Raw genomic sequence first — 24,019 nt, 5'->3', positions numbered from 1 at the left:
CCTCCGCCCTGCACGGGACGTGGCCAACTCCGCACCAGGGAGGGCACTTCATGAGCCTCCTCGCGCACCCCGCCGAGGACCCGGCCGACAGCCGGACGTATCTGCTCAACAACGGCACCGCCGACCGCTACCGCACCGCGGTCACCGACGGCGTCGCACGGATCAGCGGCCGGATCGCCGCCACCGACCGCCCGTTCACCGGCATCTCCGTCGACGGCCTCACCCCCGCGGTCGACGCCGTCGACCTCGACACACCCCTGCACGACCCGGCCGCCGCCCTCGACGAGCTCGAAGAGGTCTACCTCCGCGACGCCGTCTACTTCCACCACCCGCGCTACCTCGCGCACCTCAACTGCCCCGTGGTGATCCCCGCCCTCGTCGGCGAGGCGGTGCTCTCCGCCGTCAACTCCTCCCTGGACACCTGGGACCAGAGCGCCGGCGGCACCCTCATCGAACGCCGGCTGATCGACTGGACGGCCCGCCGCATCGGCCTCGGCGAAGCCGCCGACGGCATCTTCACCAGCGGCGGCAGCCAGTCCAACCTCCAGGCGATGCTGCTGGCCCGGGACGAGACCTGCCGCCGCGAACTGGCCCGCGCCACCACCCCGGACGGCACCCGCCTCACCGACCTCCTCCCCCGGCTGCGCATCCTCGCCTCCGCCGCCGGCCACTTCAGCATCAGCAAATCCGCCACCCTGCTGGGCCTCGGCGCGGAAGCCGTCATCACCGTACCGACCGACGAGCACCGGCGGATGCGCACCACCGCCCTCGCCGCCGAACTGGAGCGCTGCCGCCGCGACGGCCTGATACCCATGGCGGTCGTCGCCACCGCCGGCACCACCGACTTCGGTTCCATCGACCCGCTCCCCGAGATCGCCGAACTTGCCGCCCGCCACGGCGCCTGGATGCACGTCGACGCCGCGTACGGCTGCGGACTGCTGGTCTCCCGCCGCCGCGAGCTGCTCACCGGCATCGAGCGCGCCGACTCGGTCACCGTCGACTACCACAAGTCCTTCTTCCAGCCCGTCAGTTCGAGCGCCGTCCTGGTCCGCGACCGCGCCACCCTCCGGCACGTCACCTACCACGCGGACTACCTCAACCCGCGCCGGATGGCCGAGCAGCGCATCCCCAACCAGGTCGACAAGTCGCTCCAGACCACCCGCCGGTTCGACGCCCTCAAGCTCTGGCTCACCCTGCGCATCATGGGCGCCGACGCCGTCGGCGAACTCTTCGACGAGGTCATCGACCGCGCCGCGGACGCCTGGAAACTGCTGTACGACGACCCGCGCTTCGACGTCGTCGTCGAACCGCAGCTGAGCACGCTCGTCTTCCGCTACGTCCCCGCCGACGACCAGGACCCCGAACTGAGCGACCGGGTCAATCTGCACGCCCGGGAGGCCCTCTTCGCCTCCGGTGACGCGATCGTCGCCGGCACCAAGGTCGACGGCCGGCACCACCTCAAGTTCACCCTGCTCAACCCCGAGACCACGCTCGACGACATCGCCACCGTCCTCGACCTGATCGCCGAGCACGCCGGCCGCTACCTCGCCGCCCGGCCCCGACCCGCCCTCAGCGCCCGCTGACCCTCTTCCCCCCCGACCGACCACCCCTCACGGAGACCCTCGTGACCGCCCCTCACGATGCCCCTTACGACTTCGTCGGCATCGGCCTCGGCCCCTTCAACCTCGGCCTCGCCTGCCTGACCGAGCCGATCGACGGACTCGACGGCCTGTTCCTGGACAACAAGCCGGCCTTCGACTGGCACCCCGGCATGATGCTCGACAGCAGCCACCTCCAGGTGCCCTTCATGGCCGACCTGGTCACCCTCGCCGACCCCACCTCGCCCTTCTCCTTCCTCAACTACCTGAAGGAATCGGGCCGGATGTACTCCTTCTACATCCGCGAGAACTTCTATCCGCTGCGCGCCGAGTTCAACGACTACTGCCGCTGGGCCGCCGGCAAGCTCGACACCATCCGCTTCGCCCACGAGGTCACCACCGTCGAGTACGACGAGACCGCCGAGCTCTACGTCGTCCACGCCGACCACCAGGGCGAACGCCGCACCTTCCGCGCCCGCAGGCTCGTCCTGGGCACCGGCACCCCGCCGCACCTCCCCGACGCCTGCCGCGACCTGGGCGGCGACCTGCTGCACAACACCGACTACCTGGACGCCAAGCCCGCCCTCCAGGCCAAGAAGAGCATCACCCTCATCGGCAGCGGCCAGAGCGCCGCCGAGATCTACCTCGACCTCCTCCAGGACATCGACAGCCACGGCTACCACCTGACCTGGGCCACCCGCTCCCCCCGCTTCTTCCCCCTCGAATACACCAAGCTCACCCTGGAGATGACCTCACCGGAGTACGTGGACTACTTCCACGCCCTCCCCCCGGCCACCCGCGACCACCTCAACGCCACCCAGAAGCACCTCTACAAGGGCATCGACTCCGCGCTCGTCAACGACATCTTCGACCTCCTCTACCAGAAGAACCTGGCCGGACCGGTCCCCACCCGCCTGCTCACCAACACCGCGCTGGACACCGCGCGTTACGACGCCGCCACCGGCACCTACACCCTCGGCCTGCGCCAGGAGGAGCAGGGCCGGGACTTCACCCTCGACACCCAGGGCCTGATCCTCGCCACCGGCTACCGCTACCGCGTACCGGACTTCCTCACCCCCGTCCGCGACCGCATCTCCTGGGACGCCCAGGGCCGCTACGACGTCGCCCGCAACTACAGCATCGACACCACCGGCCACGGCATCTACGTGCAGAACGCCGAACTGCACACCCACGGCTTCGTCACCCCGGACCTCGGCATGGCCGCGTACCGCAACTCCTGCATCATCCGCGAACTGCTCGGCCGCGAGTACTACCCGGTCGAAAAGGCCATCGCCTTCCAGGAGTTCGCCGCCCCCGCCACCCCGCACCACCCCACGGAGATTCCCGCATGAACGAGCGCAGCGAGCCCGTCTTCACCCGCACCGACCCCGCGCTCGGGGAGTTCTCCGTCCGCCCCGTCGTCCCGGCCGCCGACACCCCGCTGCTGCACCGCTGGGTCACCGACCCCAAGGCCGTCTTCTGGATGATGCAGGACTGCGATCCGGCCGCCGTCGAGAAGGAGTTCCGGCGGATAGCGGCAGACCCCCACCACGACGCCTTCCTCGGCCTGCACAACGGCACCCCCGCATTCCTCATGGAGCGCTACGACCCCGCCCACCGGGAACTGGTCGGCATCCACGCCGCCCAACCCGGCGACGTCGGGATGCACTTCCTCACCGCCCCCACCGACACCCCCGTCCACGGCTTCACCCTCGCCGTCCTCACCACCGTCATGGAGATGCTCTTCGCCGACCCGGACACCCGGCGCGTCGTCGTCGAGCCCGACACCCGCAACACCGCCGTACACGCCCTCAACAAGGCCGTCGGCTTCGAGGTCGTCCGCACCCTCTCCCTCCCCTCCAAAGACGCCTACCTCAGCATCTGCACCCGCGACCAGTTCCTGGCCACCCGAGGAGCCTGCTAATGCCCACCACCCCGCAGACCACCGCCACCGCCCACGGCACCCCGCAGCCCCCCGCCCAGGACGCCGTCGCCCACCTCACCCCCGCCCTCTGGGCCCGCGCCAACCGCGCCCTGATCCGCAAGGCCCTCGCCGAGTTCGCCCACGAACGGCTGCTCACCCCCCAGCGCCTGCCGCAGGACGGCCACTACGCCGTACGCAGCGACGACGGACACACCGAATACCGCTTCACGGCCCGCAGACAGGCCCTCGACCACTGGCAGATCGACCCCGGCAGCATCACCCGCCACCGCTCCGGCACGGACGCCGAACTCCCCCTGGACGCCCTGGACTTCATCACCGAACTGCACGGCTCCCTGGGCCTGTCCCCCACCGTCCTCCCGGTCTACCTGGAAGAGATCAGCTCCACCCTCTCCGGCACCGCCTACAAGCTCGCCGGCGACGCCCCCACCGCCGCCGAACTCGCCGCATCCGGCTTCCAGGCCGTCGAGACCGGGATGACCGAGGGCCACCCCTGCTTCGTCGCCAACAACGGCCGCCTCGGCTTCGGCATCCACGAGTACCACTCCTACGCCCCCGAAGCCGCCGCCCCCCTCCAGCTCGTCTGGCTCGCCGCCCACCGCGACCACGCCACCTTCACCGCCGGCGCCGGCCTCGACTACGAGACCCTGCTCCGCGACGAACTGCCCGAGCCCACCCGCAACCGCTTCACGGCCACCCTCACCGGCCTCGGCCTCGACCCCGACGACTACTACCTCTTCCCCACCCACCCCTGGCAGTGGTGGAACAAGCTCTCCGTCACCTTCGCCGCCGAGGTCGCCACCCAGCGCCTCGTCTGCCTGGGCCCCGGCGACGACCAGTACCTGGCCCAGCAGTCCATCCGCACCTTCTTCAACACCACCAGCCCCGAGAAGCACTACGTCAAGACCGCCCTCTCGGTCCTCAACATGGGCTTCATGCGCGGCCTGTCCGCCTCCTACATGGAGGCCACCCCCGCCATCAACGACTGGCTGGCCCGCCTGATCGACGCCGACGACACCTTCAAGGCCGCCCGCTTCTCGATCATCCGCGAGCGCGCCGCCATCGGCTACCACCACCGCCAGTACGAGGCCGCCACCGACAAGGGCTCCCCCTACCGCAAGATGCTCGCCGCCCTCTGGCGCGAGAGCCCCGTCCCCACCCTCGAACCGCACCAGCGGCTGGCCACCATGGCGTCCCTCCTCCACCTGGACCGCGACGGCAACTCCTTCGCCGCCGCCCTCATCGAGGAGTCCGGCCTCGCCCCCGCCACCTGGCTCCGCCGCTACCTCGACGGCTACCTCACCCCCGTCCTGCACGCCTTCTACGCCTACGACCTGGTCTTCATGCCGCACGGCGAGAACGCCATCCTCGTCATCGAGGACGGCGCGGTGGCCCGCGTGATCTTCAAGGACATCGCCGAGGAGATCGCCGTGATGTCCGCCGACGCGGTCCTGCCGCCCGCCGTCGCCCGCATCCGCGCCGACGTCCCCGAGGACAAGAAGCTCCTCTCCGTCTTCACCGACGTCTTCGACTGCTTCTTCCGCTTCCTGTCCGGCACCCTCGCCGACCACGGCGTCCTCGACGAGGACACCTTCTGGCGCACCGTCGCCGAGTGCATCACCGACTACCGCTCGGCACACCCCCACCTCGCCGACAGGTTCGCCCAGTACGACATCTTCACCCCCGAGTTCGCCCTGTCCTGCCTCAACCGCCTCCAGCTGCGCGACAACCAGCAGATGGTCGACCTCCAGGACCCCGCCGGCGCCCTCCAGCTCATCGGCACCCTCCGCAACCCCATCGCCCCCTACGCCCCCTGACACCACCCCCACCCCAACGCAGAAGGGCGGGACCCCTACGGGTCCCGCCCTTCTCCTCATCCTTCACCAGGATCCAGCCGTCCGTCAGCCCTTCCCGGGCTCCTCAGGAGAGCCGGGCTCCCCCTCCTCCTCGGACTCCTCCAGCACGTCCGTGAACTGCACCCCGTCCAGCTCCGCGAGCCGGTCCGAGGCATCCGTCGTGCCGGCCTGATCGGCCTCCAGCGCCCTGGCGAACCAGTCCCGCGCCTCGTCCGCGCGCCCTACCTCCAGCAGCGCGTCCGCATACGCGTACCGCAGCCGGGCCGTCCACGGGTGCACGGCGCTCGACGCCAGCTCGGGGCTCTGCAGCGTCACCACCGCGGCGTCCGCCTGCCCCATGTCCCGGCGCGCTCCGGCCGCGACCAGCCGCATCTCCACCTGCCCGGCCCGGTCCAGCTTCTGCACCTCCGGCTCACCGGCCATCGCCAGCGCCTTCTCCGGCCGCCCGAGCCCGCGCTCGCAGTCCGCCATGACGGGCCACAGCTCCACGCTGCCGGTCATCCGCCGCGCCGCCCGGAACTCCGCCAGCGCCTCGCTGTACTTCCCGACCGCGTACGCCGCGAAGCCGGCGGCCTCACGCACCGCGGCAACCCGGGACGCCAGCCGCAGCGCCACCCGCGAGTACCCGTACGCCTTCTCCGGGTCCTCGTCCAGCAGCTTCGCGACCATCACCAGGTTCCTGGCGACATCCCCGGCCAGCGTCTTCGGCAGGCTCAGCAGCTCCTGCCGCACATCCTTGTCGATCTCCTCACCGGTGACGTCGTCCGGAATCGGCAGCCGCTTGATCGGCTCCCGGTCCCGCCGCTCGTCCCTGCGGTCGTCCCGGCGCCCGTCCCGGCGGTCATCACGCCCGCGCCCGCCGCCCCCATAAGGCCGACGCCCGGAACGCTCCTCATCCCGCCGGAACCCGCCCCGGTACCCACCGCGCTCGTCATCCCGTCGCGGACCCCGGTCATCCCGACGGTACCCACCACGGTCATCGTCGCGACGCGGCCCACGGTCGTCCCTACGGAACCCACCACGGTCATCATCACGCCTCGGCGCCCGATCGTCCCTACGGAACCCGCCCCGCTCATCGTCCCGACGCGGCCCACGATCGTCCCTGCGGAACCCACCCCGCTCGTCATCACGCCGCGGCCCACGGTCATCACGCCGGAATCCGCCGCGCTCACCGCCCCGCACGTCATCCCGACGCGGACCCCGGTCATCCCGACGGTACCCACCACGGTCATCGTCGCGACGCGGCCCACGGTCGTCCCTACGGAACCCACCACGGTCATCATCACGCCGCGGCGCCCGATCGTCCCTACGGAACCCGCCCCGCTCATCGTCCCGACGCGGCCCACGATCGTCCCTGCGGAACCCACCCCGCTCGTCATCACGCCGCGGCCCACGGTCATCACGCCGGAATCCGCCGCGCTCACCACCTCGCTCACCGCCGAACGACCGCTCGTCGCGCCGGAATCCACCCCGATATCCACCGCGCTCGTCATCACGCCGCGGCGCCCGGTCATCACGCCGGAACCCACCGCGCTCATCGTCGCGACGCGGTCCACGGTCGTCCCTACGGAACTCGCCGCGGTCGCCGCGGTCGTCCCGCCGGAAACCACCACGCTCACCGCCCCGCACGTCATCCCTCCGCGGACCCCGGTCATCGCGGCGGAACCCACCGCGCTCGCGGTCCCCGCCGCGGTAACCTCCGGGCTCCCCACCGCGGTTGTCCCGGCTGTCGCGCCGCGGACCGCGGTCATCACGCCGGAAACCACCACGGTCACCGTCGTCACGCCTCGGCCGGCGCTCCGAACGATCGTCGGAAGAGTTGGTGGACATCGACGTGACTCCTGTCTTCGGCACTACATTCATTCTCACGCACCGACCACTTCGGCGCGCTTCGGCAAAGCAAAAGGACCCTTGGTCCCAGCGTGAACGCTGGGACCAAGGGTCCTTGAAAGATTGTTCGGCGGCGTCCTACTCTCCCACAGGGTCCCCCCTGCAGTACCATCGGCGCTGAAAGGCTTAGCTTCCGGGTTCGAAATGTAACCGGGCGTTTCCCTAACGCAATAACCACCGAAACCCATTCGGGTTCTAGCGAACAAGCACACTTTTTAATTGAAGAAGTGAAACTGGTTCAACCGACATTGCGACTGTTCGCAACCCGGGAACCACACAGTGGACGCGAGCAACTGAGGACAAGCCCTCGGCCTATTAGTACCAGTCAACTCCACACCTTACGATGCTTCCATATCTGGCCTATCAACCCAGTCGTCTACTGGGAGCCTTACCCCATCAAGTGGGAGGGAGCCCTCATCTCGAAGCAGGCTTCCCGCTTAGATGCTTTCAGCGGTTATCCTTTCCGAACGTAGCCAACCAGCCATGCCCTTGGCAGGACAACTGGCACACCAGAGGTTCGTCCGTCCCGGTCCTCTCGTACTAGGGACAGCCCTTCTCAAGACTCCTACGCGCACAGCGGATAGGGACCGAACTGTCTCACGACGTTCTAAACCCAGCTCGCGTACCGCTTTAATGGGCGAACAGCCCAACCCTTGGGACCGACTCCAGCCCCAGGATGCGACGAGCCGACATCGAGGTGCCAAACCATCCCGTCGATATGGACTCTTGGGGAAGATCAGCCTGTTATCCCCGGGGTACCTTTTATCCGTTGAGCGACGGCGCTTCCACAAGCCACCGCCGGATCACTAGTCCCTACTTTCGTACCTGCTCGACCCGTCAGTCTCACAGTCAAGCTCCCTTGTGCACTTACACTCAACACCTGATTGCCAACCAGGCTGAGGGAACCTTTGGGCGCCTCCGTTACCCTTTAGGAGGCAACCGCCCCAGTTAAACTACCCACCAGACACTGTCCCTGATCCGGATCACGGACCCAGGTTAGACATCCAGCACGACCAGAGTGGTATTTCAACAACGACTCCACACCAACTGGCGTTGGCGCTTCAAAGTCTCCCACCTATCCTACACAAGCCGAACCGAACACCAATATCAAGCTATAGTAAAGGTCCCGGGGTCTTTCCGTCCTGCTGCGCGAAACGAGCATCTTTACTCGTAATGCAATTTCACCGGGCCTATGGTTGAGACAGTCGAGAAGTCGTTACGCCATTCGTGCAGGTCGGAACTTACCCGACAAGGAATTTCGCTACCTTAGGATGGTTATAGTTACCACCGCCGTTTACTGGCGCTTAAGTTCTCAGCTTCGCCAACCCGAAGATTGACTAACCGGTCCCCTTAACGTTCCAGCACCGGGCAGGCGTCAGTCCGTATACATCGCCTTACGGCTTCGCACGGACCTGTGTTTTTAGTAAACAGTCGCTTCTCGCTGGTCTCTGCGGCCACCCCCAGCTCAGGAAGCAAGTTCCCTCACCGGAAATGGCCCCCCTTCTCCCGAAGTTACGGGGGCATTTTGCCGAGTTCCTTAACCATAGTTCACCCGAACGCCTCGGTATTCTCTACCTGACCACCTGAGTCGGTTTAGGGTACGGGCCGCCATGAAGCTCGCTAGAGGCTTTTCTCGACAGCATAGGATCATCCACTTCACCACAATCGGCTCGGCATCAGGTCTCACCCTTATGCGAGAGACGGATTTGCCTATCTCTCGGGCTACACCCTTACCCCGGGACAACCACCGCCCGGGCTGGACTACCTTCCTGCGTCACCCCATCGCTTACCTACTACAAGTCTGGTCCGTCGGCTCCACCACTCCCCTTCACCCGAAGGATCCAGGGCGGCTTCACGGACTTAGCATCGCCTGATTCAGTATTGGGCGCTTCAAAGCGGGTACCGGAATATCAACCGGTTGTCCATCGACTACGCCTGTCGGCCTCGCCTTAGGTCCCGACTTACCCTGGGCAGATCAGCTTGACCCAGGAACCCTTAGTCAATCGGCGCAAGAGTTTCCCACTCTTGTATCGCTACTCATGCCTGCATTCTCACTCGTGAACCGTCCACAACTCGCTTCCGCGGCTGCTTCACCCGGCACACGACGCTCCCCTACCCATCACAGCAGGCGTTAGCCCTCATGCTGCAATGACATGACTTCGGCGGTGTGCTTGAGCCCCGCTACATTGTCGGCGCGGAATCACTTGACCAGTGAGCTATTACGCACTCTTTCAAGGATGGCTGCTTCTAAGCCAACCTCCTGGTTGTCTCTGCGACTCCACATCCTTTCCCACTTAGCACACGCTTAGGGGCCTTAGTCGATGCTCTGGGCTGTTTCCCTCTCGACCATGGAGCTTATCCCCCACAGTCTCACTGCCGCGCTCTCACTTACCGGCATTCGGAGTTTGGCTAAGGTCAGTAACCCGGTAGGGCCCATCGCCTATCCAGTGCTCTACCTCCGGCAAGAAACACACGACGCTGCACCTAAATGCATTTCGGGGAGAACCAGCTATCACGGAGTTTGATTGGCCTTTCACCCCTAACCACAGGTCATCCCCCAGGTTTTCAACCCTGGTGGGTTCGGTCCTCCACGAAGTCTTACCTCCGCTTCAACCTGCCCATGGCTAGATCACTCCGCTTCGGGTCTTGAGCATGCTACTCAACCGCCCTATTCGGACTCGCTTTCGCTACGGCTTCCCCACACGGGTTAACCTCGCAACATACCGCAAACTCGCAGGCTCATTCTTCAAAAGGCACGCAGTCACGACGCAAAGACAAAATCTCTGCGCGACGCTCCCACGGCTTGTAGGCACACGGTTTCAGGTACTATTTCACTCCGCTCCCGCGGTACTTTTCACCATTCCCTCACGGTACTATCCGCTATCGGTCACCAGGGAATATTTAGGCTTAACGGGTGGTCCCGCCAGATTCACACGGGATTTCTCGGGCCCCGTGCTACTTGGGTGATTCTCAAGCAAGCCGTCAATGTTTCAGCTACGGGGGTCTTACCCTCTACGCCGGGCCTTTCGCATGCCCTTCGCCTACATCAACGGTTTCTGACTCGCCGACCGGCCGGCAGACCGATCAAGAGAACTCCCACAACCCCAACCACGCAACCCCTGCCGGGTATCACACGTGACTGGTTTGGCCTCATCCAGTTTCGCTCGCCACTACTCCCGGAATCACGGTTGTTTTCTCTTCCTGCGGGTACTGAGATGTTTCACTTCCCCGCGTTCCCTCCACACTGCCTATGTGTTCAGCAGCGGGTGACAGCCCATGACGACTGCCGGGTTTCCCCATTCGGACACCCCCGGATCAAAGCTCGGTTGACAGCTCCCCGGGGCCTATCGCGGCCTCCCACGTCCTTCATCGGTTCCTGGTGCCAAGGCATCCACCGTGCGCCCTTAAAAACTTGGCCACAGATGCTCGCGTCCACTGTGCAGTTCTCAAGCAACGACCAGCCACCCACCACCCCAACCCGAAGGCTGAGTTCACTGGGGCCGGCATCGCGAAGGGCGAGCAACGCTCGCACCCTCAGACACCCAACAGCGCGCCCGACCCGACCAGTTAAGACCCACGTTCCACGCCGAAGCAGTACTAATGATCCCAACCGACCGTGCCGAATAGTCAACGTTCCACCCATGAGCAACCAGCATCAGACACTCGCTGATGTACTGGCCTCTGACCAAGCCGAAGCCCGGTAAGAAGTGCTCCTTAGAAAGGAGGTGATCCAGCCGCACCTTCCGGTACGGCTACCTTGTTACGACTTCGTCCCAATCGCCAGTCCCACCTTCGACGATTCCCTCCCACAAGGGGTTGGGCCACCGGCTTCGGGTGTTACCGACTTTCGTGACGTGACGGGCGGTGTGTACAAGGCCCGGGAACGTATTCACCGCAGCAATGCTGATCTGCGATTACTAGCAACTCCGACTTCATGGGGTCGAGTTGCAGACCCCAATCCGAACTGAGACCGGCTTTTTGAGATTCGCTCCACCTCGCGGTATCGCAGCTCATTGTACCGGCCATTGTAGCACGTGTGCAGCCCAAGACATAAGGGGCATGATGACTTGACGTCGTCCCCACCTTCCTCCGAGTTGACCCCGGCAGTCTCCTGTGAGTCCCCATCACCCCGAAAGGCATGCTGGCAACACAGAACAAGGGTTGCGCTCGTTGCGGGACTTAACCCAACATCTCACGACACGAGCTGACGACAGCCATGCACCACCTGTACACCGACCACAAGGGGGACCGTGTCTCCACGGTTTTCCGGCGTATGTCAAGCCTTGGTAAGGTTCTTCGCGTTGCGTCGAATTAAGCCACATGCTCCGCTGCTTGTGCGGGCCCCCGTCAATTCCTTTGAGTTTTAGCCTTGCGGCCGTACTCCCCAGGCGGGGAACTTAATGCGTTAGCTGCGGCACGGACGACGTGGAATGTCGCCCACACCTAGTTCCCAACGTTTACGGCGTGGACTACCAGGGTATCTAATCCTGTTCGCTCCCCACGCTTTCGCTCCTCAGCGTCAGTATCGGCCCAGAGATCCGCCTTCGCCACCGGTGTTCCTCCTGATATCTGCGCATTTCACCGCTACACCAGGAATTCCGATCTCCCCTACCGAACTCTAGCCTGCCCGTATCGAATGCAGACCCGGGGTTAAGCCCCGGGCTTTCACATCCGACGCGACAAGCCGCCTACGAGCTCTTTACGCCCAATAATTCCGGACAACGCTTGCGCCCTACGTATTACCGCGGCTGCTGGCACGTAGTTAGCCGGCGCTTCTTCTGCAGGTACCGTCACTCTCGCTTCTTCCCTGCTGAAAGAGGTTTACAACCCGAAGGCCGTCATCCCTCACGCGGCGTCGCTGCATCAGGCTTTCGCCCATTGTGCAATATTCCCCACTGCTGCCTCCCGTAGGAGTCTGGGCCGTGTCTCAGTCCCAGTGTGGCCGGTCGCCCTCTCAGGCCGGCTACCCGTCGTCGCCTTGGTAGGCCATCACCCCACCAACAAGCTGATAGGCCGCGGGCTCATCCTTCACCGCCGGAGCTTTCCACACACAGGAGATGCCTCCGTGTGTCATATCCGGTATTAGACCCCGTTTCCAGGGCTTGTCCCAGAGTGAAGGGCAGATTGCCCACGTGTTACTCACCCGTTCGCCACTAATCCCCGGCCGAAACCGGTTCATCGTTCGACTTGCATGTGTTAAGCACGCCGCCAGCGTTCGTCCTGAGCCAGGATCAAACTCTCCGTGAATGTTTACCGGTAATCCGGTGACACTCGCGTTGAGCGGAACAACCAGGAGGAATAGTCCCAGTCGTTCACAGCGTCCTCGCTGTGTGCGCCTCCCAAAAACTTGGAAGGACTTTCAAAGGAACCTCATCTCCATGATGGAGACGGGGTATCAACATATCTGGCGTTGACTTTTGGCACGCTGTTGAGTTCTCAAGGAACGGACGCTTCCTTTGCGCCTGTTTCACCAGGCTCTCCGGGCGCTTCCCTTCGGTCTTGCGTTTCCGACTCTATCAGACCCTCGCGGCCCCGATTTTCGCCGGTGCGATCCGGCCTTTCGGCCTTCTCGTGGTTCCGACTTTATCAGATCCTTTTCGTTCCGGCCGCTTGTCGCAGCCGTTTCGAATTCGGTTCCGATTTCCCGTCGGAGGGGGTTTGCCTTTCGGCGTGGTCACTACTTTAGCGGTTTTCCCTGGTGACACATAATCGAGTCGGCGGGGTCGAATTTCGGCAACGCGAAAGAAGACCCGTCAGGGAGTCGTTCAGAGTAGTGGTTGTGCCGCCTGTCGGTCTGCGCGGAAAGCGCTGCCCGTCTCCAGCGGCTCGGGCTACGTTAGGGGTTTGGCGGGACAGAGTCAAGTTGCCGAGGTGGTGCGGCGCCTGGGGGTGTGGGGGCGATAGCGGCTCACCGTGGGGTCGCCGTCGATCCAGTAGCGCCAGGGGTGGTCGGCGCCGTCGCCGCCGACGCCGGTGCGGGGGCCGTTGCGTACCCGGTCACGGGGGGCCGGGGTGCCGTGGAGGATCGAGAGCGGGGTGGCGGCGGTGGTGCAGACGTCGGTGCCGTCGAGGGAGCGGTCGATGTCGAGGGCGGTGGCCAGCCGGGCCGGGCCCTTGGCGAGTTCCTTGGTGTTGCGCGCCTTGGGGCGGCGGCCGGCGGCGAGGGTGGTGCCGGTGAGGATCTCGCCCGCGCGGAGGAGAACGGCACTGGCCTTGCCCTCGGGACCGCAGACCAGGTTGATGCTGAACCACATGCCGTAGATGAAGTAGACGTACGCGTGACCGGGCGGGCCGAACATCGTGGCGTTGCGGGCGGTGCGGCCCCGGTAGGCATGCGAGCCCGGGTCGGATTCGCCGTCGTATGCCTCGACCTCGGTGAGGCGCAGCTCGATGGGGCCGTCGGGGGTGTGGCGGACGAGCGTACGGCCGAGCAGGTCCGGGGCGACGTCCACGACGGGACGGTCGAAGAAGTCGCGTGGGAGCAGGGTGCGGGCCGCGTCGTCGGTCATGGGTTCCGAGCGTAGTGCAGGCGTCGGGGACGGCGGCCGGCCTTCGGGGCACGGGGGTTGGGGGTGATCGGCTTCGCGTTGGGACGGATCCGGCCATGATCGGCCGACGGTGGGGCGCATGGTCCGTGCGGCCTGGGGATGCCGTGGGAGATGCCGGTCACGGCCTGTGCGGCGCGGCAGCTGCGCGGAAGGGGCGTGGCGAGGGGCGTACGGGAGGGGGTGGGTCCACGGGGCGCGGCGGCTGCCGTTGTTGCGGGAGACCGGCCGGGCGGTTGTCCCGGCGGCCGGCCGGCCGAGGGGGGCGGGCGGCGGAACTGGCTCTAACCTGACCGGACAGAGTGTCAGCAAGCGACCAGGAGGTCCGAGGTGTCCGAGCTGAAGCGACGGCCGCTCCCGCACGAATTCCACCCGCCGGTGGCGGAGTTCACGGTGGTGAGCGAGGAGGTGGAGCCGGGCGGGAGGCTGGGTTCGGAGCAGGTCTACTCCGGCGGCAACCGCTCGCCGCAGCTGCGGTGGGAGGGTGCCCCCGCGGGCACCAAGAGCTACGCCGTCACCTGCTACGACCCGGACGCGCCGACCGGCAGCGGGTTCTGGCACTGGGTGCTGTTCGACGTCCCGGCGTCCGTGACGGAGCTGCCGGCGGGGGCCGGCAGCGGTGACATGAAGGGGCTTCCCGCGGGGGCCGTGCACGTCCGCAACGACTACGGGACGCGGGACTTCGGGGGCGCGGCGCCGCCGCCCGGCGACGGGTCGCACCGCTATGTGTTCACCGTCTACGCGGTGGACCAGGAGAAGCTGGGTCCGGACGAGGACGCCTCGCCCGCGGTGGTGGGCTTCAATCTGCGGTTCCACGCGATCGGGCGGGCCCAGTTGATCGGCGAGTACGAGGTGCCCGCGTAGGGCTCGTCGGACCGGCGGACGGCGGCCCGTAATTGCGTTGCGCCCCGGCGCTTCCGGCACGCACAGTGGTACGCGTACCGCCGCCTTTTCCAGGCGTCGGGCAGCTGGTACCGCAGTGGCGGGAGCGGCGGGGCGCAGGTGTGTCGCCCACCGTTCGCCGGAGTCCGCACTCGTGTCGGGCGTCCGCGCCGGCTGTCGTACGCTCCGGGTTCCGTGCACATCACGGGGGCGGGACCCGGAGCGCACCTTTTGTGCCGGATGCCGGTGTTGCGACCGGGGGGCCCGGCGCCGTCCCGGCCGGGCTGTGCAACACCTCTTCTTCATCGTGCGATCACCTCCCATTTCCCTTGTGGCATGCGGAAATTGCGTTGTCCGGGAAATACCTGCCACTGCACAGTGGAGCCACTTCGCCGCGGGGGCGAACCGGGTCCGGGAGGTGGACGGGATGCGCGAGACGCTGGTGCTGAATGCGAGCTTCGAGCCGCTGGCGACGGTGTCGCTGCGGCGTGCGGTGGTGCTGGTGATGCAGGACAAGGCGGTTGTCGAGCACGCCCACCCGGGGCTGCGGATCCGGGCCGCCTCGGTCGATGTGCCGGTGCCGCGGGTGATCAGGCTCAGTAGGTACGTACGGGTGCCGTTCCGAAGACGGGCGGCGTGGTCGCGGCGGGGGGTGCTGGTGCGGGACCAGCACCGGTGCGCGTACTGCGGGAAGCGGGCGACCACCGTGGACCATGTCGTACCGCGGGCGCACGGCGGTGGGGACACCTGGCTGAATACCGTCGCGTCGTGCGCGGAGGACAACCACCGCAAGGCGGACCGTACGCCCGAGCAGGCGGGGATGCAGCTGCTGCGCCGGCCCTTCGAGCCGACGCCGGCGGATGCGCTGGTGTCGGCTCTCGGGGTGTCCGTACGGGAGGAGCTGCCGGAGTGGCTGCGGGCCCTGCCCGCGTAGTCCCGGGCCGGGGCCGATCCGGCCGTCGCCCGGCTTCCCCTCCTTGAGAACTCCCCTTATCGGAGGAGGAGTTGGGCGATGGCCAGCAGGCCCACGACGACGATGGCGGCGCGCAGGGCGACCGGCGGCAGCCGTCGGCCGACCTTGGCGCCTATCTGGCCGCCGAGCGCGGAGCCGACCGCGATGAGGACGACGGCGGTCCAGTCGAAGTCGGCGACGAAGAGGAAGAAGACCGCCGCGACGCCGTTGACGACGGCGGCGAGGACGTTCTTGATGGCGTTGATCTGCTGGAGGTCGTCGCTGAGCAGCACGCCCATCAGGGAGAGGTATATGACGCCCTGGGCGGCGCCGAAGTAGCCGCCGTAGACGCTGGCCAGCAGCAGTCCGGCGAACAGCGCGAGTCCCCCGTCGCGCCGGGCGGTGGTGCCGTTGCGGGCGCGGCGGGCGCGCAGTGCGGCGGCGAGCCGGGGCTGGACGACGACCAGGACGAGGGCGACGGCGATCAGCGCGGGGACGATCATCTTGAACGCGCTGGAGGGCAGCGCGATCAGCAGGACCGCGCCGGCCAGGCCGCCGGTGAGGGCGCCGGCCGCGAAGCGCAGCAGCCGCCGGGACTGACCGGCCAGTTCGCGCCGGTAGCCGATGGCGCCGCTGATCGAACCGGGCACCAGGCCAAGGGTGTTGGAGACGTTGGCCGTCACGGGCGGCAGGCCGACGGCGAGGAGTACGGGGAAGGTGATCAGGGTGCCGGAGCCGACGATGGTGTTGATCGTGCCGGCCCCGAGGCCCGCGACGAACACTGCGACTGCTTCCCAGATGGACACGGCCGTCTCCTCACATGGTCAGGGTGCCTCCCCGCCATGAAGGTCGAGGGGCACCCTGATCATGCACGAGTGGGTGGTCGTGTCAGTCGATGGGGGGTGCCTGACGGTTCGGGTTGCCGGGCTTGGGGATGCTGCCGCCACCGCCCCCGGGCGCGAAGTTGCCGATGGCGCCGCCGAGGCCCTTGAGGGCGTCGCCGATCTCGCTGGGCACGATCCAGAGCTTGTTGGCGTCGCCCTCGGCGATCTTCGGGAGCATCTGGAGGTACTGGTACGACAGCAGCTTCTGGTCCGGGTCTCCGGCGTGGATGGACTCGAAGACGACCCGGATCGCCTGGGCCTCGCCTTCGGCGCGCAGCGCGGCGGCCTTGGCCTCACCTTCGGCGCGGAGGATCGCGGACTGCTTCTGGCCCTCGGCGGTGAGGATCTCGGACTGCCGGACACCTTCGGCCTGGAGGATGGCGGCGCGCTTGTCGCGGTCGGCGCGCATCTGCTTCTCCATCGAGTCCTGGATGGAGGTCGGCGGCTCGATGGCCTTCAGCTCGACGCGGTTGACGCGGATGCCCCACTTGCCGGTGGCCTCGTCGAGGACGCCGCGCAGCGCCGCGTTGATCTCCTCGCGGGAGGTCAGCGTCCGCTCCAGGTCCATACCGCCGATGATGTTGCGGAGGGTGGTGACGGTGAGCTGCTCGATCGCCTGGATGTAGCTGGCGACTTCGTAGGTGGCGGCGCGGGCGTCGGTGACCTGGTAATAGATCACGGTGTCGATGTTGACGACGAGGTTGTCCTGGGTGATCACCGGCTGCGGCGGGAACGGCACGACCTGCTCGCGGAGGTCGATGCGGTTGCGGATGGAGTCGATGAACGGGACGACGATGTTCAGGCCGGCGTTGAGCGTGCGGGTGTAGCGGCCGAAGCGCTCGACGATGGCGGCGCTGGCCTGCGGGATGACCTGGATCGTCTTGATGAGTGCGATGAACACGAGCACCACCAGGATGATCAGGACGATGATGATCGGTTCCACAGCGGCTCCCGTGCCCTTCGTTGCTGGACCGTACCGGCCGGCGGCCGGCTTGACGTTGATCAGTCTTCCAGAGTCCCGGCGTGTCGCGCACCGGGTTCGGGTCAGATGACGACGGCGGTGGCGCCTTCGATCTCCACCACGTCGACCTGCTGGCCGGGTTCGTAGACCCGGTCGCTGTCGAGGGCACGTGCGGACCAGATTTCCCCGGCGAGCTTGATGCGGCCGCCGTCGCCGGAGTCGACCCGCTCCAGGACCGTGGCGCTCTTGCCCTTGAGTGCGTCGATCCCGGAGGCGAGCAGGGGGCTCTGGCCGCGGTGGCGGTTGGCGATGGGGCGCACGACGGCGATCAGCGCGACCGATACGGCGACGAACACGAGGAATTGCGGAACGGTGCCGCCACCGAGCGCTGCGGTGACGGCACCGGCGACGGCACCGACCGCGAACATCCCGAATTCGGGCAGCGCGGTCACGACGAGGGGAATGCCCAGTCCTACGGCGGCGAGAAGCCACCACACCCATGGATCCACGGCTTCATGGTAGGTCCGGGGCGCGGTCGGGGACAGGGCGCGATCGGTCAGGGCCCCATCGGTACAGAGCCCGATCGGCCGGGCGCCGGCGGCTACTTGAGGGGCAGGCCCTGCGCCGTCCAGCGGTCGTTGCCGTTGCGGTCGACGATCAGCGGGAGGCCGAAGCAGTGCGAGAGGTTGCTGGAGGTCAGTTCGAGGTCGAGCGGGCCGGCGGCCAGCACCTTGCCCTGACGGATCATCAGGACGTGGGTGAAGCCCGGCGGGATCTCCTCGACGTGGTGGGTGACCATGATCATCGATGGGGCGTACGGGTCGCGGGCGAGCCGGCCGAGGCGGCGCACCAGGTCCTCGCGACCGCCGAGGTCGAGGCCCGCGGCGGGCTCGTCCAGGAGCAGCAGCTCGGGGTCGGTCATCATCGCGCGGGCGATGAGGGTGCGCTTGCGCTCGCCCTCGGAGAGGGTGCCGAACTTCCGGTCCAGGTACTCGTTCATCCCGAGCCGGTCGAGGAAGGCGCGGGCGCGCTGCTCGTCGATGTCGTCGTAGTCCTCGCGCCAGCTCGCGGTCATGCCGTACGCGGCGGTGAGCACGGTCTGCAGGACGGTCTGGCTGCGCGGCAGCTTGTCGGCGAGCGCGACGCCGGCGATACCGATGCGCGGGCGCAGGTCGAAGACGTCGACCCGGCCGAGGCGCTCGCCGAGGATGCTGGCGGTGCCCGTGCTCGGGAAGAGGTAGCTGGAGGCGACGTTCAGCAGGGTGGTCTTGCCGGCGCCGTTGGGACCGAGGATCACCCAGCGCTCCCCCTCCTTGACCGACCAGGAGACCTGGTCCACCAGAGCCCGTCCTTCGCGGACCACGGATACGTCCACCAGCTCCAGCACATCGCTCATGAGCGCACTGTCTCCCATTGCTTCTCGGTCGTCGTGTGCGCCTGTAGGCGCAGCCCCCCTGCAAACCTACGCCACTCACTGTCAGTGCTGTTCCCTAGGCTGGGGGCCATGCTCGATGAACCTCGTTCGGGACGGCTGGCGGCGTGGGGAAATGCCCTGTTGGCCGGACTTGTCTCACCTGATGACGCCGCGCACCGGATCGCGGACGACGACGCGGTGCACCGCGTGACGGACCTGCCCGGGGAGGACGCCCCGGTCGGGCTGACCCTCGCGCTCGGGCGGCTGCGGACGCTGGGCGCCGCCGGCCTGCGGGTGGCGCTGCCGGTGCCGGGGCATCCGCTGGGCCTGAGCGGTCCGCCGGAATTCAACGCACGGGCGCTGGAGGCCGGGGAGGCGGTGCTCGCCCCCGGGACGGGACTGGGCCTGGTCCCGGAGGTGTACGAGGCCGGTCCCGAAGGCGGTTCCGGGCCCGATGTGCATGTGGAGGTGGTCTGGCACTGCCTTCCGGCGCGGGAGGCCCCGCCGGCCGACGTGCCGTCGCTGGGCGAGGCCGAGCGGGAGCTGGCGGAGGCGCTGCGGGACGCGACGGAGGTGCTCTCGACGCTGGACGTGGCCGGGGCCGGTCCGGTCGCCGAGGCGGCGCTGGAGGCGTACCGGGCGCGGGCGGAGGCCGGCCGGCAGGTGCTGGCGCCGGGCTATCCGCCGCGGGCCGTACGGGTGCTGGAGCTGGCGCAGCGGGTCGGTGCGCTGATCGACATCGCCCAGCAGGCGGGCGGGGACGGCCGCGAGCACGGCGCGGCGGTCAGCTCGTCGGAGATCGCGGCCCGCGCCGCGGCACTGCGTCCGGTGGAGCGGACGGCCCGGCGGGCGCAGGTGGCGGCGTACAACTCCGCGGTCGAGGAGCGGGAGCGGCGCCGGGGGTGAACAGGGAAGGCCCCGCCGGTCGTCGAGTGACCGGCGGGGCCTCGGGAGGGCCGGGCGGAACTGCCCAGAGCAGCCCGGGGGATGCAGGCCCCGGGCCGGCGGCCTCAGTTGCTGGAGCTGTTGCCGATGGCGGGGTTGAGCAGGCCGACGACGGAGGCGGTGTTGCCGGTGATGTTCAGCGGGACCTTCACCGGGGTCTGGGCGACGTTGCCCGAGCCGACACCCGGGGAGCAGGCGGCCTTGCCGTCGGCCTGCGCGCCGTCGTGGGCGAACGCCGAACCGGCGGCGGCGCCGAGGGCGAGACCGGTGCTGGCAAGGACAAGGGCGGCCTTTTTGGCGGTGTTCATGGTGGAGTGTTCCTCACGTGGTGGCACAGGGCCGGAATGACGGTGACGGTGGAGTGCGGACCGGCCGCTCGGCCAGGGCTTGGCGGGGCCGGTCCGGCGTGACCCGCACGCGCCGGGGTGTGGCACGGCTCATGCGGTGGGAGCGGGCGCTCCTGCGGTCAGTCGTTGTGGCAGGTGTTGCCGGAGGCCGGGTTGAACAGGCCGACGACGGAGGCGGTGTTGCCGCAGGTGTTCACCGGGGTGTCCGCCGGGGACTGGATGAGGTTGCCCGAGACAACGCCCGGGGACCCCGCCGTGACACCCTGGCTCTGCGGGGCGTCCGCCGAGGCGACACCGGCGCCCGCCAGGGCGAGACCGGCGCTCGCCATCGTGATGGCCGCTACCCGCTTGATGTTCTTCACTTCTCTTGCTCCTCGTTGCCGATGTCGTGGCCAATCCGCCGCGACTGCACTGGGAAACGGCCCGGCCCGGAGCAGGGATACGCCAAACGGGCTACGTATACACGACAGTATGAATCTCGGATCTGCGAGGCGACGTTCGGTTAATAGGTTTGACGCCCCGTCCGATGCCCGACTCCCCTGTGTTTCAGGCCCCGATGCCGTGCCGGACGGCCCACAGCGCGGCCTGCGTGCGGTCGGCGAGGTCGAGTTTCATGAGGATGTTGGAGACGTGCGTCTTGACGGTCTTCTCGGACAGCACCAGCGCGCGGGCGATCTCGCGGTTGGAGCGGCCGTCGGCGATCAGGCCGAGCACCTCGCGCTCCCGGTCGGTGAGTGAAGTGCCGCGCCCCTGGCCGCCGTTGTTGTCCTCCTGGGAGAGCAGCGCGCCGGCCACCTCGGGCTGCAGCAGTACGTGCCCGGCGTGGATGGAGCGGATGGCGCCGGCCAGCGCGTCCGGGTCGATGTCCTTGTAGACGTAGCCGGCCGCGCCGGCGCGCAACGCCGGGACGACGGTGCGCTGTTCGGTGAAGCTGGTGACGACCAGCACCCTGGCCGGGTTGTCGAGTTCGCGCAGCCGGCGGAGCGCCTCGATGCCGTCCGTGCCGGGCATCTTGATGTCCATCAGGACGACGTCCGGGCGCAGTTGCTCGGTGGCGGCGACGCCCTCGGCGCCGTCGGACGCCTCCCCCACCACCTCGATGTCGTCCTGGACCTCCAGGAACGTGCGCAGACCGCGGCGTACGACCTGGTGGTCGTCGACGAGCAGGACGCGGATCGGGCGGCGTTCGCCCTTGTCGCTCTCAGCCACCGGGCACCTCCATCTCGACAGCGGTGCCCTTGCCGGGCGCCGAATCCACGGTGAGCCTGCCCCCGACGCCGCCGGCCCGATCACGCATCGAGACCAGGCCGAGGTGTCGGCCGGCCCGGCGGACCACGCGGGTGTCGAAGCCGCGGCCGTCGTCGGCGACGCGCAGCAGGGCGCCCTGGCCGGACCGGGTCAGGGTCACCTCGACGCGCCCGGCCCCCGAGTGCCGCAGGGCGTTGTGCAGCGCCTCCTGGGCGACCCGCAGCATGGCCTCCTCCTGGGCGGAGGGCAGCGCCCGTACGCCGTGGGCGGCGAAGGTGACGCGTGCGGAGTGGGCGCGGTCGAGGACCTGGACCTGGGAGCGCAGGGTGGCGACCAGGCCGTCCTCGTCCAGGGCCGCGGGGCGCAACTCGACCACGGCGGCGCGGAGTTCGTCGGCGGCCTCCGCGGCCAGCGCGGCGACCTGGTGGAGCTCGTCCTTGGCGCGGGCCGGGTCGCGGTCGACCAGGGCGGTCGCGGCCTGGGCGGTGAGCCGGAGCGAGAACAGCTTCTGGGAGACCGCGTCGTGCAGCTCGTGTGCGAGCCGGGCGCGCTCGCCGGCGATGGTCAGCTCGCGGCTGCGCTCGTAGAGGCGGGCGTTCGTCAGGGCGATGGCGGCGTGCTGGGCGAGTATGCCGAGCAGTCGCTCGTCCTCCTCGGTGAAGCCGCAGCCGTCCCTGCGGGAAGAAGGTGCCTTGGGGCAGCGCTTGTTGGCCAGGAAGAGGGCGCCGAGGATCTCGTCGCCGTCGGCGACCGGGAGGCCGAGGAAGTCGGACATGTCCGGGTGGGCCGAGGGCCAGCCCCCGAAGCGGGGGTCCTCGCGGACGTCGGCGAGCCGCTCCGGGGTGGCGTTGTGCAGCATCGCGGCGAGGATGCCGTGCTGGCGGGGCAGCGGGCCGATGGCCTTCCACTGCTCGGCGCTGACGCCGTCCACCACGAACTGGGCGAAGCCTCCGTGATCGTCGGGCACCCCGAGGGCGGCGTACTCGGCGTCCAGCAGCTCACGGGCCGAGGCGACGATCGTCTTGAGGACGTCGCGTACCTCCAGATGCCTGCTCATCGCCAGGATCGCGGTGCTCACCGCGGGGATCCCGGCTCCCGGTCCGTTGGTCATGGCCTCAACCGTACCGGCGGGCTGACCGGCCCGTATCGGTCCACCGGCACCCCGCCTCTCCGACCGCGGGCCTAGGCCGAAGGCCCCCGGGCGGCCCGTCCGGCGGCCGACGCCCCGGGGCGGCCCGATCCCTACGGTGCGGACGCGGGCGCGGGGCAGCGGGCCCGGCCCGGCCCGGCCCGGACGAGGGGACGCGGACATGCCGGGGCGGTCATGGCGGCACCGCTGAGGCTCGCGCGGGAGGCGCTGCCGTCGTCGCGGGTCGCCGGTCCTTCCCGATCTACCGATTCTCCCTTGTCTACCGATTATTCCCTTTAGTCCGGTTCTGGGGTTCATGAGTCGTTGTCCCCCTATATAGGGGAATGACAGATTGAGGTGCCAGACGGGCGGGGCGGCAGCGGGCGGGGCCCGGCCGATGAGTACGGGGTGCGGTTCGCGCCGATCTCGCGCCGGGCGGGCGGATCACGGCGGAGGGCACCACGGCCGTACGGGCGCTGGAGTCGGTGGCCGGGGCGGGCGGGCGCGGGCGGGCGGCGAACGGCCTCCCCGCCGGGCTGCACGGGCCCACCGCCCCGCATCTCCTGATGCCGGCCGCGGTGGGACCGGAGGGCGCCGCGGCGCGCGTACGCGGCGGCGGTGGCGCGACGCCGTCCGTGGCAGGAATTCGGCGATCCACCCCTGGTGCCGCCGGGCCGGGTTCCAGACTCGGCACATGTCGCCTTCAACGGATTCCCCCCAGAACTGGACGCCGACCCACGGAGAGCCCTACCGGCCGGTGCCGTACCGGCCCGCGCGGATGCCGGCCGCCGAGTCGCTGGCCCGGGCCGCCGAACTGCGGGAGCGGATGGACCGGCGTCGGACGGTGCGGCAGTTCGCCGCCGACCCGGTGCCGGAGCAGGTGGTGCGGGACGCGATCGCCTGTGCTGCCACCGCGCCGTCCGGGGCGCATCAGCAGCCATGGACGTTCGTACTGGTCAAGGACCCCGAGGTGCGCCGCCGGATCCGGGCGGCGGCGGAGGCCGAGGAGCGCCGCTCGTACGAGGGGCGGCTGGGCGAGGAGTGGCTGGCGGCGCTGCGGCCACTGGGTACCGACGAGGTGAAGCCGCACCTGACGGACGCGCCGCAGCTGATCGTGGTCTTCCAGCAGCGGCACTGGCTGGGCTCGGACGGCAGCAGGCGCAAGCACTACTACGTGGACGAGTCGGTGGGCATCGCGGTCGGCATGCTGCTGTCCGCCCTGCACCTGTCGGGGCTGGCGGCGCTGGTGCACACGCCGAGCCCGATGCGGTTCCTCCAGGAGGTCCTGGGGCGGCCCGGGAACGAGAAGGCGTTCGCGGTGATCCCCGTGGGGTACCCGGCGACGGACTGCCAAGTGCCCGATTTGGTACGAAAGTCCCTTGACCAGGTGATGGTCGAGGTCTGACGCCCACAGAATGCGCACAGG

Annotated in this window: 18 protein-coding genes, 3 rRNA genes and 1 pseudogene; 8 read left to right on the top strand and 14 right to left on the bottom strand. The window is 68.2% G+C overall.

Annotation, left to right across the window (positions count from 1 at the left end):
- Positions 1 to 50 precede the first annotated feature (50 nt).
- Genes GR130_RS10965 through GR130_RS10950 form a run of 4 tightly spaced genes read left to right on the top strand, consistent with a single transcriptional unit; the run spans position 51 to position 5,357 of the window.
- Complete coding sequence (locus GR130_RS10965) at positions 51 to 1,583, top strand: pyridoxal phosphate-dependent decarboxylase family protein (protein ID WP_159504544.1); 1,533 nt, start codon at positions 51 to 53, stop codon at positions 1,581 to 1,583.
- Between the two features lie 41 nt (positions 1,584 to 1,624).
- Entirely contained in the window at positions 1,625 to 2,950 is a 1,326-nt protein-coding gene (locus GR130_RS10960; RefSeq protein WP_159504543.1) for a lysine N(6)-hydroxylase/L-ornithine N(5)-oxygenase family protein, read from the top strand.
- Positions 2,947 to 3,522 (top strand): GNAT family N-acetyltransferase, encoded by a 576-nt coding sequence (locus GR130_RS10955; protein WP_159504542.1) that lies wholly within the window; start codon positions 2,947 to 2,949, stop codon positions 3,520 to 3,522. The genes GR130_RS10960 and GR130_RS10955 overlap by 4 nt, the downstream gene beginning before the upstream one ends.
- On the top strand, positions 3,522 to 5,357 hold the full coding sequence (locus tag GR130_RS10950) for an IucA/IucC family protein (RefSeq protein WP_159504541.1): 1,836 nt from the start codon (positions 3,522 to 3,524) through the stop codon (positions 5,355 to 5,357). The genes GR130_RS10955 and GR130_RS10950 overlap by 1 nt, the downstream gene beginning before the upstream one ends.
- An 84-nt stretch (positions 5,358 to 5,441) precedes the next feature.
- Here the strand turns inward: GR130_RS10950 and GR130_RS39760 are convergent, their stop codons facing one another.
- The 6 genes and pseudogenes from GR130_RS39760 to GR130_RS10925 all read right to left on the bottom strand — a co-directional run bounded on the left by GR130_RS39760 (position 5,442) and on the right by GR130_RS10925 (position 13,795).
- Positions 5,442 to 6,173, bottom strand: a complete 732-nt coding sequence (locus tag GR130_RS39760) for a tetratricopeptide repeat protein (protein ID WP_201305163.1) — start codon at positions 6,171 to 6,173, stop codon at positions 5,442 to 5,444.
- A gap of 24 nt (positions 6,174 to 6,197) precedes the next feature.
- Positions 6,198 to 7,022 (bottom strand): annotated as a pseudogene (locus tag GR130_RS41790) (hypothetical protein); the annotation flags it as partial.
- Between the two features lie 329 nt (positions 7,023 to 7,351).
- Positions 7,352 to 7,468, bottom strand: a 5S ribosomal RNA gene (gene rrf, locus GR130_RS10940).
- Between the two features lie 113 nt (positions 7,469 to 7,581).
- Positions 7,582 to 10,704 (bottom strand): 23S ribosomal RNA (locus GR130_RS10935).
- A gap of 300 nt (positions 10,705 to 11,004) precedes the next feature.
- A 16S ribosomal RNA gene (locus GR130_RS10930) occupies positions 11,005 to 12,533 on the bottom strand.
- Together the 16S, 23S and 5S rRNA genes form the textbook arrangement of a ribosomal RNA operon.
- A gap of 611 nt (positions 12,534 to 13,144) precedes the next feature.
- Complete coding sequence (locus GR130_RS10925) at positions 13,145 to 13,795, bottom strand: DNA-3-methyladenine glycosylase (protein WP_159504539.1); 651 nt, start codon at positions 13,793 to 13,795, stop codon at positions 13,145 to 13,147.
- A gap of 366 nt (positions 13,796 to 14,161) precedes the next feature.
- Here GR130_RS10925 and GR130_RS10920 point away from each other — a divergent pair, with 366 nt between their 5' ends.
- Together GR130_RS10920 and GR130_RS10915 are read left to right on the top strand one after the other, a co-directional pair.
- On the top strand, positions 14,162 to 14,695 hold the full coding sequence (locus tag GR130_RS10920; RefSeq protein WP_159504538.1) for a YbhB/YbcL family Raf kinase inhibitor-like protein: 534 nt from the start codon (positions 14,162 to 14,164) through the stop codon (positions 14,693 to 14,695).
- Positions 14,696 to 15,140: 445 nt separating this feature from the next.
- On the top strand, positions 15,141 to 15,647 hold the full coding sequence (locus GR130_RS10915; protein ID WP_159504537.1) for an HNH endonuclease: 507 nt from the start codon (positions 15,141 to 15,143) through the stop codon (positions 15,645 to 15,647).
- A 56-nt stretch (positions 15,648 to 15,703) separates the two neighbouring features.
- Here the strand turns inward: GR130_RS10915 and GR130_RS10910 are convergent, their stop codons facing one another.
- The 4 genes from GR130_RS10910 to GR130_RS10895 form a co-directional block, all read right to left on the bottom strand.
- Positions 15,704 to 16,471 (bottom strand): sulfite exporter TauE/SafE family protein, encoded by a 768-nt coding sequence (locus tag GR130_RS10910; protein ID WP_159504536.1) that lies wholly within the window; start codon positions 16,469 to 16,471, stop codon positions 15,704 to 15,706.
- A gap of 82 nt (positions 16,472 to 16,553) precedes the next feature.
- Positions 16,554 to 17,492, bottom strand: coding sequence for an SPFH domain-containing protein (locus tag GR130_RS10905; RefSeq protein WP_159504535.1), 939 nt, complete (start codon positions 17,490 to 17,492; stop codon positions 16,554 to 16,556).
- A gap of 101 nt (positions 17,493 to 17,593) precedes the next feature.
- On the bottom strand, positions 17,594 to 18,007 hold the full coding sequence (locus GR130_RS10900; protein ID WP_159509887.1) for an NfeD family protein: 414 nt from the start codon (positions 18,005 to 18,007) through the stop codon (positions 17,594 to 17,596).
- Between the two features lie 104 nt (positions 18,008 to 18,111).
- On the bottom strand, positions 18,112 to 18,924 hold the full coding sequence (locus GR130_RS10895) for an ABC transporter ATP-binding protein (protein WP_159504534.1): 813 nt from the start codon (positions 18,922 to 18,924) through the stop codon (positions 18,112 to 18,114).
- Between the two features lie 90 nt (positions 18,925 to 19,014).
- Between GR130_RS10895 and GR130_RS10890 the strand changes: the two genes are divergently transcribed.
- Positions 19,015 to 19,830, top strand: coding sequence for a hypothetical protein (locus GR130_RS10890; protein WP_159504533.1), 816 nt, complete (start codon positions 19,015 to 19,017; stop codon positions 19,828 to 19,830).
- A gap of 104 nt (positions 19,831 to 19,934) precedes the next feature.
- Here GR130_RS10890 and GR130_RS10885 read toward each other — a convergent pair whose 3' ends face one another.
- The 4 genes from GR130_RS10885 to GR130_RS10870 all read right to left on the bottom strand — a co-directional run bounded on the left by GR130_RS10885 (position 19,935) and on the right by GR130_RS10870 (position 22,575).
- Positions 19,935 to 20,177: a chaplin gene (locus GR130_RS10885; protein ID WP_159504532.1), complete on the bottom strand. Its 243-nt coding sequence runs from the start codon at positions 20,175 to 20,177 to the stop codon at positions 19,935 to 19,937.
- Positions 20,178 to 20,335: 158 nt separating this feature from the next.
- Complete coding sequence (locus tag GR130_RS10880) at positions 20,336 to 20,578, bottom strand: chaplin (RefSeq protein ID WP_159504531.1); 243 nt, start codon at positions 20,576 to 20,578, stop codon at positions 20,336 to 20,338.
- Positions 20,579 to 20,762: 184 nt separating this feature from the next.
- Positions 20,763 to 21,425 carry a response regulator gene (locus GR130_RS10875; protein WP_159504530.1) on the bottom strand — a complete coding sequence of 221 codons (663 nt, stop codon included), beginning with the start codon at positions 21,423 to 21,425 and terminating at the stop codon, positions 20,763 to 20,765.
- A complete protein-coding gene (locus tag GR130_RS10870; RefSeq protein ID WP_159504529.1) occupies positions 21,418 to 22,575 on the bottom strand; it encodes a GAF domain-containing sensor histidine kinase in 1,158 nt (385 codons plus the stop codon). The genes GR130_RS10875 and GR130_RS10870 overlap by 8 nt, the downstream gene beginning before the upstream one ends.
- Before the next feature lie 712 nt (positions 22,576 to 23,287).
- Between GR130_RS10870 and GR130_RS10865 the strand changes: the two genes are divergently transcribed.
- Entirely contained in the window at positions 23,288 to 23,998 is a 711-nt protein-coding gene (locus GR130_RS10865; RefSeq protein ID WP_201304857.1) for a nitroreductase family protein, read from the top strand.
- Positions 23,999 to 24,019: the final 21 nt, after the last annotated feature.

The sequence above is a fragment of the Streptomyces sp. GS7 genome (genome assembly GCF_009834125.1).
In the GTDB taxonomy this organism is placed as follows: Bacteria; Actinomycetota; Actinomycetes; order Streptomycetales; family Streptomycetaceae; genus Streptomyces.
The sequence above is the reverse complement of the archived record's forward strand: the minus strand, read 5'-3'. Positions and strand labels throughout refer to the sequence as shown.

Bases quoted from the DNA above. Each gene is read 5' to 3' on its own strand.
- GR130_RS10965 (WP_159504544.1), top strand. From the start codon at position 51: ATGAGCCTCCTCGCGCACCCCGCCGAGGACCCGGCCGACAGCCGGACG.
- GR130_RS10955 (WP_159504542.1), top strand. From the start codon at position 2,947: ATGAACGAGCGCAGCGAGCCCGTCTTCACCCGCACCGACCCCGCGCTC.
- GR130_RS10950 (WP_159504541.1), top strand. From the start codon at position 3,522: ATGCCCACCACCCCGCAGACCACCGCCACCGCCCACGGCACCCCGCAG.
- GR130_RS10925 (WP_159504539.1), bottom strand. From the start codon at position 13,795: ATGACCGACGACGCGGCCCGCACCCTGCTCCCACGCGACTTCTTCGAC.
- GR130_RS10915 (WP_159504537.1), top strand. From the start codon at position 15,141: ATGCGCGAGACGCTGGTGCTGAATGCGAGCTTCGAGCCGCTGGCGACG.
- GR130_RS10895 (WP_159504534.1), bottom strand. From the start codon at position 18,924: ATGGGAGACAGTGCGCTCATGAGCGATGTGCTGGAGCTGGTGGACGTA.
- GR130_RS10890 (WP_159504533.1), top strand. From the start codon at position 19,015: ATGCTCGATGAACCTCGTTCGGGACGGCTGGCGGCGTGGGGAAATGCC.
- GR130_RS10885 (WP_159504532.1), bottom strand. From the start codon at position 20,177: ATGAACACCGCCAAAAAGGCCGCCCTTGTCCTTGCCAGCACCGGTCTC.
- GR130_RS10870 (WP_159504529.1), bottom strand. From the start codon at position 22,575: ATGACCAACGGACCGGGAGCCGGGATCCCCGCGGTGAGCACCGCGATC.
- GR130_RS10865 (WP_201304857.1), top strand. From the start codon at position 23,288: ATGTCGCCTTCAACGGATTCCCCCCAGAACTGGACGCCGACCCACGGA.